The 7,007-nt window shown below is 75.5% G+C and carries 4 protein-coding genes and 1 tRNA gene; 1 reads left to right on the forward strand and 4 read right to left on the reverse strand.

Translation table 11 applies throughout. The annotated features are described in order from the left end of the window. Positions 1-109: 109 nt before the first annotated feature. Positions 110-1,591, reverse strand: a complete 1,482-nt coding sequence (locus E6R60_RS07055; RefSeq protein ID WP_136325519.1) for an MFS transporter — start codon at positions 1,589-1,591, stop codon at positions 110-112. A gap of 218 nt (positions 1,592-1,809) precedes the next feature. Here E6R60_RS07055 and E6R60_RS07060 point away from each other — a divergent pair. Beyond that, positions 1,810-1,881: transfer RNA gene (locus E6R60_RS07060), tRNA-Cys, on the forward strand. A 64-nt stretch (positions 1,882-1,945) separates the two neighbouring features. Here the strand turns inward: E6R60_RS07060 and E6R60_RS07065 are convergent. Genes E6R60_RS07065 through E6R60_RS07075 form a run of 3 tightly spaced genes read right to left on the reverse strand, consistent with a single transcriptional unit; the run spans position 1,946 to position 6,722 of the window. Beyond that, a complete protein-coding gene (locus E6R60_RS07065) occupies positions 1,946-4,291 on the reverse strand; it encodes a molybdopterin cofactor-binding domain-containing protein (protein WP_136325520.1) in 2,346 nt (781 codons plus the stop codon). Continuing rightward, positions 4,288-5,829 (reverse strand): 2Fe-2S iron-sulfur cluster-binding protein, encoded by a 1,542-nt coding sequence (locus E6R60_RS07070; protein WP_136325521.1) that lies wholly within the window; start codon positions 5,827-5,829, stop codon positions 4,288-4,290. Before E6R60_RS07070 ends, E6R60_RS07065 begins: the two co-directional genes overlap by 4 nt. Continuing rightward, a complete protein-coding gene (locus E6R60_RS07075; protein ID WP_136325522.1) occupies positions 5,826-6,722 on the reverse strand; it encodes an FAD binding domain-containing protein in 897 nt (298 codons plus the stop codon). Before E6R60_RS07075 ends, E6R60_RS07070 begins: the two co-directional genes overlap by 4 nt. Positions 6,723-7,007 lie beyond the last annotated feature (285 nt).

Here is a 7,007-nt window from a genome sequence, read left to right on the forward strand (position 1 = left end):
GTGCCGGGGCGTGGCTCGGCCCCCTCGCTCGCCGGGAAGGCCGCGCACGCCGGGCGGGCGGCGCGTATGCCGCCGACCGCACCGCCGGGTGGGACCCTTTCGGCACGCGTCAGGGCTGCCGCACCCGTGCGGCCACCCACGCGCCCGCCAGCGCCACCCCCGCCATCGGCAGGAAGACCACCGCGAACGCCCCGGGGTGCGAGCCGGAGGCGCCCGCGCGCACCGCCTCGTGCGCCGCCCCCACCGCTCCCCCGCCCAGCGCCGCGAACGCCGCGCCGCCCGCGGCGAGCAGCAGGACGTTGGAGAGGCCGTCGGAGATCTGCAGGGCCGCGGAGTTCGCGCCCGCCTCCTCGGGCGCGGACAGCTTCAGCAGCAGCACGCTGGTCGCGGCGATCACCACGCCCATGCCGAAGCAGCCGAACGCCCAGGCCACCGCCACGGTCCAGACCGGCACCGACTCGATCAGCACGGCCGGAGCCGCCGCGATCGCCGCCGCGACGAGCACCATGGCGCCCACCATCATCCGGTCGCGATGCGGTTCGAAACGCGGCCGGGACTGTACGTACGAGCCCAGCGCCCAGGTCCCGCCGCCGGCGGCGAGCGAGAGTCCGGCCATCGTGGGGGACATCCCGCGCTGGGTGACCAGCATCAGCGGGACGAACGACTCGGCGGCGATGAACGATCCCGCCGCCACCCCGCGCAGCAGCACCACCGCGGGCAGCCCGCGTGCCGCGCGGCCGGTGCCCGGGGGGAGCAGCCCGCGGATCGCGGGGACGAGCAGGGCGGCTCCGGCGGCGGCCGGCAGCAGGGAGAACCAGTTCCGCTCCTGCCCGGCGTACTGGAGCAGACCGGCGCCCAGCGAGATGCCCAGCGCGAGCACGATGCGCCGGCGGTCGTACGGCTCGACGGGCGCCGCCGGGTCGGCGGGCCCCGACGCCGTCCGGCGGATCGCGGGCAGCGCGAGCGCCAGCGGGAAGACGATCAGCACCGGGATGCCGACGAAGACCCAGCGCCAGCCGAGGTGCTCGGTGACGCTGCCGGAGGCCAGCGGCCCGACGACGGACGGGATCACCCAGCTCGCGGCGAATGCGGCCAGGATCGACGGGCGCAGGTGCTCCGGGTAGGCCCGGCTGATCACCACGTACAGCGCGACGATCACCAGGCCGCCGCCGAGCCCCTGCACGGCACGGCCCGCGATGAACATCCACATGGTGCCCGCGGTCCCGGACAGCAGCAGCCCCGCGCCGAAGGCGCTGATCCCGGTGGCGAGCGGGGCGAGCGGCCCGCGCCGGTCGGCCCACTGCCCGGAGAGCACCATGGCGAAGAGGCTGGTGGTGAAGTACGCCGAGAACGCGAACGCGTACAGCGGGATGCCGTGCAGCTCGCGGGCGGCGACCGGCATGGCGGTCCCCACCGCGGTCGCCTCGAAGGCGATCAGGAACACCACGGAGACGATGCCGATGCTGAGCGCCCGGTAGGCGCGTCCGAGGACGCCGTCGGGCGCTGCGGCCACCGCTGTCCCCGGGGTGTCGTCGGTGTCTTCGAGGCGGGGCGGCGAGACATCGGCGTCACGCGGTTCCAGGGCGGTCATGAGCCCTAGAGTAAGGGGCAATAACCGGGATGGGCCCTGTCGCCGGTCGCTCCGCTCCTCGTCCGTTGGTCGTAGGACCGCCGGTCGCGGGGGCCCCGCGCGTGGATCTCCGCCCCGCCCGATCGTGAACGCGGTGTGGCAGTCGCGTTGCACGGCGGCCCGCACCCTTGTACGCCGCACCGCCCCGGGCCTACGGTCGGGACGTCCCACCAACGCACGACCGTGTGCCCGAGAGGCTCAGGGGCTCGACTGCAACTCGAGTTACACCGGTTCGAATCCGGTCACGGTCTCCCAGGCCCGCCGCCCGCCCCTCACACAGAGGGGCGGGCGGCGGCGTTTCGCGGGCGGGCCCGGTCAGGGCTTGGGGGCGGCGACGGCCGCCTGCGGCCTGATCGGGAGGCGGTTGACCGGGCGGCCGGTGGCCGAGCGGACCGCCGCCGCCACCGCGGCCGGGGAGGTGACGACCGGCACGGCCGAGGCGGGCTTGGCGCCGAACGGTGCCACCACGTCGCGTTCCTCGACGAGCTTGACGATGCGGATGTCCGGGGCGTCCAGGGCCGTCGGCAGGGCGTAGCCCGTCAGGTCGGGGTGGCGGACGAGACCGCGGGCGCTGCGGAGGTTCTCCGTCAGGGCGGCCCCGATGCCCTGGGTGACACCCGCCTCGATCCGGGTCGCCAGCTGGGAGGGGTTCAGGACCCGGCCGACGTCCTGGGCGAGCGCCATCTCGACGACACGGATGGAGCCGAGCTCGATGTCGACGTCCACCACCGCGCGGATCGCGCAGAACGCGAGGCCGACGAAGGCGTCGCCCTGGCCGGACTCGTCGAGCGGCTCGGTGGGGTGGGGGCGGCACTGGGCGGTGGCCCAGAGCTCCTTGCCGTCCATCGCCTCCATGACGGTCGTGGAGAGCACGCCGTCGTAACTGGTGATCTTCCCGTCGGCGATCTGGAGCAGCTCGGTGGACATGCCGAACTTGTGGGCCAGCGGCTGGAGCAGCTGGGTCCGGACCATCTTCGCCGCGCGTTCGACCGCTCCGGCGGAGACCCAGGTGTGGCGGCCGTGCGTCGCGGGACCGGCCGGGGGCTGGTCGGTGTCGACGGACGCGACGTGCACCTCTTCGATGCCGAGCGTCTCCTGCACGACCTGCCGCGCCAGCGTGGAGAAGCCCTGCCCCGTCTCGACCGCGGCGCAGATGACGGTGGCGACGCCGTCGTGGACCCGGACGGTGGCCGTGGAGACCTCGTCCGTGCCCTCGGCGCCGAGCATGTGGACCATGCCCAGCGCGTACCCGACCCCGCGCCGCACGGCTCCGGGCTCGCCCGCGCCCTCGGGGCCGCCGGGCAGCAGCCAGTCGTCCTCCGGGGCGTCCTTGGGCAGCGAGGGGAGGGGGAAGTCGCGTACGGAACGCAGGAGTTCCGCTACCGGAGCGGGGCAGGTCACCGTCTGTCCGGTGGGCAGGATGTCGCCGGTGGACAGGACGTTGCGCATCCGCAGCTCGGCCGGCTCGATGCCGAGCTTGGCGGCCAGCTTGTCCATCTGCCCCTCGTACGCGGCACAGACCTGCATCGCGCCCTCGCCCCGGACATGGCCGGACGGGGGGTTGTTCGTACGGACCGCCCAGCCCTCGATGAAGGCGTGCGGCACGACGTACGGACCGCAGGCGAAGGCGACCGCGGCGGCCAGGGACTCCGAGGAGGCGTCGGCGTAGGCGCCCGCGTCCAGGAGGATCTGGGCCTCGACCTTGACGAGGCGGCCCTCGGCGTCCGCGTGGTGGCGGTAGCGCAGCAGGGTGGGGTGGCGGTGCGCGTGGCCGAGGAAGGACTCCTCGCGGGTGGCGGCCAGCTTGACCGGGCAGCCGGTGCGCAGGGCGAGCAGGCCGAGCGGGATCTGGAAGCCGGGGTCCTCGCGGTCGCCGGTCGCGCCGGGCACCCCGGTGACGACGACCTTCACCCGGTCCGGTTCGAGGCCGAAGCAGGCGGCGGCGAGGTCGCGGTCGGTGTGCGGGTCGGTGGACGCGGTGTAGATCTCCACGCCGCCGTCGGGGCGGGGCACGGCGAGCCCGGCCTCGGCGCCGATCGGCGCCGGGTCCTGGCGGCCGATGCGGTACAGGCCCTCGACGACGACCTCGCCGGTGATCTCCGGGTCCCCGTAGCGCAGCGGGATGTGGCGGATCAGGTTGCCGTCGGGGTGCAGGGGCTCGGCGGCGAACGCCTTCTCCGGGTCGGTGACCGGCTCCAGCACCTCGTACTCGACGGTGATCGCGGCGGCGGCCAGCCGGGCGGTGTCCGGGTGGTCGGCGGCGACCGCGGCGATCGCCTCGCCGTGGTGGCGGACCAGGTCGGACGCGAAGACGGGGCGGTCGACGACGCGCCGGCCGTAGGCGCTGTCGCCGGGGACGTCCTCGTGGGTGACGACCGCGCGCACGCCGGGCATCGCGGCCGCGGCCGAGGTGTCGATGGACAGGATGCGGGCGTGCGGGTGCGGGGAGCGCAGCACGGCCGCCCAGAGCAGACCCTCGGCCCACAGGTCGGCGGCGTACGGGAACGTGCCCTCGGTCTTGGCGCGGGCGTCGGCGGGCGGCAGGGAGGCGCCGATGCCGAGCAGCGGCTGCTCGGCGCCGGGGCCGCCCGGACCGTCCAGCGACGGGATGCTGATCGCCGTGTGGGTCGCCCCGGCGGCGGTGGCCGCGTCGTTGCTCACGCCATGCCTCCGTCCTGCAGATGGGCCTGCACACTACCGGCACCCGGTGCCGCCTGGTGCGGGATGCGCGCCCCGTCCGGGTCCCCGGATCCCGGCTCGGGTGCCGCGGCCCCCTCGGAGGCGGCCTCCCGGCCCGCGATGACCTCGTTGACGGCGTCGAGCACGCCTCGGTAGCCGGAGCAGCGGCAGAGGTTGCCGCAGAGCGCCTGGCGGGTCTCCAGTTCGCTGGGGGCGTGGTTGCCCTCCAGCAGGTCGTGGACGGTCATCGCCATGCCGGGGATGCAGAAGCCGCACTGGACGGCTCCGCAGTCCGCCAGGGCGCGCTGGACGTCGGACGGCTCTCCGTCGACGGCCAGGCCCTCGACCGTGCGGACCTCGCTGCCCGCCGCCGTGGCCGCGGGGACCAGGCAGGAGGCGACGAGACGGCCGTCCACCTGGACGTTGCAGGCACCGCACTCGCCCTGGGAGCAGCCGTCCTTGGCGCCGGCGAGGCCGAGGCGCTCGCGGAGCACGTAGAGCAGCGACTCGCCGATCCAGGCGTCGGTGACGGGCCGGTCGGCGCCGTTCACGTGCAGCACGTAGGAGGCGGCGGGGTGTTCGCTGGGCAGGTCGAACGCGGGGGCGGCGGGCGGGGCGTCCGCGACCGCGTCGTCGGGGGCCGGGCCGTCGGACGCGGCATCGTCCGGGACGACGCCGTCCGGCGCTGAAGCCTCGGGCTGCTCCGGCGCGTCCTCGGGGGCCGTGTCCGGGGCGGTCTCCTCCGCCGGGCTCCGGTGCGCGAGGTCGTCGGGCGTGCCCGGGACGGCTTCCGCCGTGCCGTCCGCGACCGGGTCCGCACCGGGCTCCTCCGCGGGGGCCTCGGCCGGTGCTTCGGCCGGTGCTTCGGCCGGTGCTTCGGCGGCGGACTCCGGCAGCGGGCCGAGGTCCGTCCCCCGCGCCGGGGTCTCCGTGGCCGCGGGCTGCGGCTCCTGCGTCGCCCACGGTGCGGGCGCACCGCCCGGCAGGGTGGCCGGCGGGGTGCGGTCCTGGTACCAGCCGGCGGCCAGCGCGGAGGCCGAGAATTCGCCGGACTCCTCCGGGAGCTCACCGTCGGCGACCGGGATCGTCCACTGTCCGGTGTGACCGGCCGCCTCGACGGGGCCCTCGTTCTCGGCGAAGTTCCACTGGCCGGTGGCGGCCTGGGTCCCGGTGTACGGGTCCGGGTAGTCCTGGGACGCCTGCGGGTATCCGTACGACGTCTGCTGCTGGTTCGGGTCCGGCCAGTGCACGGCGGCGGGCCCGGCGCCCGGTTCCTGCTCGTCGGGCTGGTCGGGGGTCGCGACGACCCAGTTGCCGGTGGCCGCCGGGTCGAGACCGGCCGCGGGCGTCAGCGGAAGGATCATCGGCGGCACGTACCCCTGGCCGGGCGCGGCCAGCGGAATGTTCGCCAGGTCCTCCGGCGGCAGGTGGACGAAGGCGGTCGCCTCGGCGTCGTACTCGCCGCCCTGCGGGGTCGGCTCCCAGCGCCCGTGCTGATCGGCGTGGTCCTCGTTGCTCACGACAGTGCCCTCCCCAGCGCTCGTCGGGCCAGCGCGGCGACGGTGCGCCGCAGGTGCAGTACGGCGGGGGGCAGCGGTGGTGCCTCTCCCCCGTCGGCGGGTGGCGCCTGGTCCGGGATGCAGGCCGCGGCGACGTACTCGCCGAAGGCGGCCAGCGCGTCGGGGGCGAGGCCCCGTTCGCCGTCCCAGTCGATCAGTGAGGCGATCCAGCGCTCGGCCTCCAGCGGCCGCAGCGGCATCGGCGCGATGGCGCCGACCGCGCAGCGCACCCCGCGCCGGGCCGGGTCGAGCACGATCGCGACGGAGGCGGTGGCCCGGCCCGGGCCGGTGCGTCCGGTCGCCTTGAGGAAGACCTGGGGGGCGTGCAGCAGCGGCACGCGGACGAAGCCGATCAGCTCGGCGGGCTCCAGCATCTCGCGGCCCGCCAGCAGGTGCGAGACCGGGATCTCGCGGCGCGCGCCGCCGGGGCCGGCGATGACGAGCTCGGCCTCCAGGGCGGCGAGCACCGGCAGGGCGTCGCCGGTCGCCGCGGCGGTGGCGATGTTGCCGCCGAGGGTGCCGGCGTTGCGGATCTGGGGCGGGCCCGCCGCGCGGGCGGAGGCGGCGAGGGCGGGGATGAGGGCGGCGAAGTCGGGCCGCCCCATGCGCGCGTGGGTGAGCCCGGCGCCGAGCAGGGCGTGGCCGTCCTGGTAGTGCCAGCCTCGCAGCTCGCTGATCCGGCCGAGGCCGACCAGCCCGGAGGGGCGCAGGAGTCCCTTGTTGACGGCCGCCATCAGGTCCGTGCCGCCTGCCACGGGGACGGCGGCGGGCATGGCGCCGAGTGCCGCCACGGCCTCGTCCAGCGAGGCAGGCAGCGTGACGGACTGCGTCGCCTGCGGTGCGTGCGTGGTCAACCCAGCTGCCCCTTCCCGGTGTCCCGGCTGTCCCGTCTGTTTCGCCGTACGGTACGTGCTCGAAGCCCGGACGTGGCAACTCTGGCACATCTTCCGACGGGCCCGACGCGAGGGTCCGCGAAGGGCGTATCCCTCCCCGACCAGGGGAATACTCCCGTTTCGCACCTCTTCGGCGCAGAATACGAATTACCACTGTTCAACGTGCTTGTGTGACTTGTCCGTTCCCGCCGGTGGGCGCTTTCCCCGGGATTCCCGCGGGAGGGGGAAGCCGTCCGGACGGGGCCG

This window comes from Streptomyces sp. A0642 (assembly GCF_004795105.1).
Taxonomy (GTDB): Bacteria; Actinomycetota; Actinomycetes; order Streptomycetales; family Streptomycetaceae; genus Streptomyces.

Coding starts and splice junctions, on each gene's coding strand:
- E6R60_RS07055 (WP_136325519.1), bottom strand. CDS start 1,591: ATGACCGCCCTGGAACCGCGTGACGCCGATGTCTCGCCGCCCCGCCTC.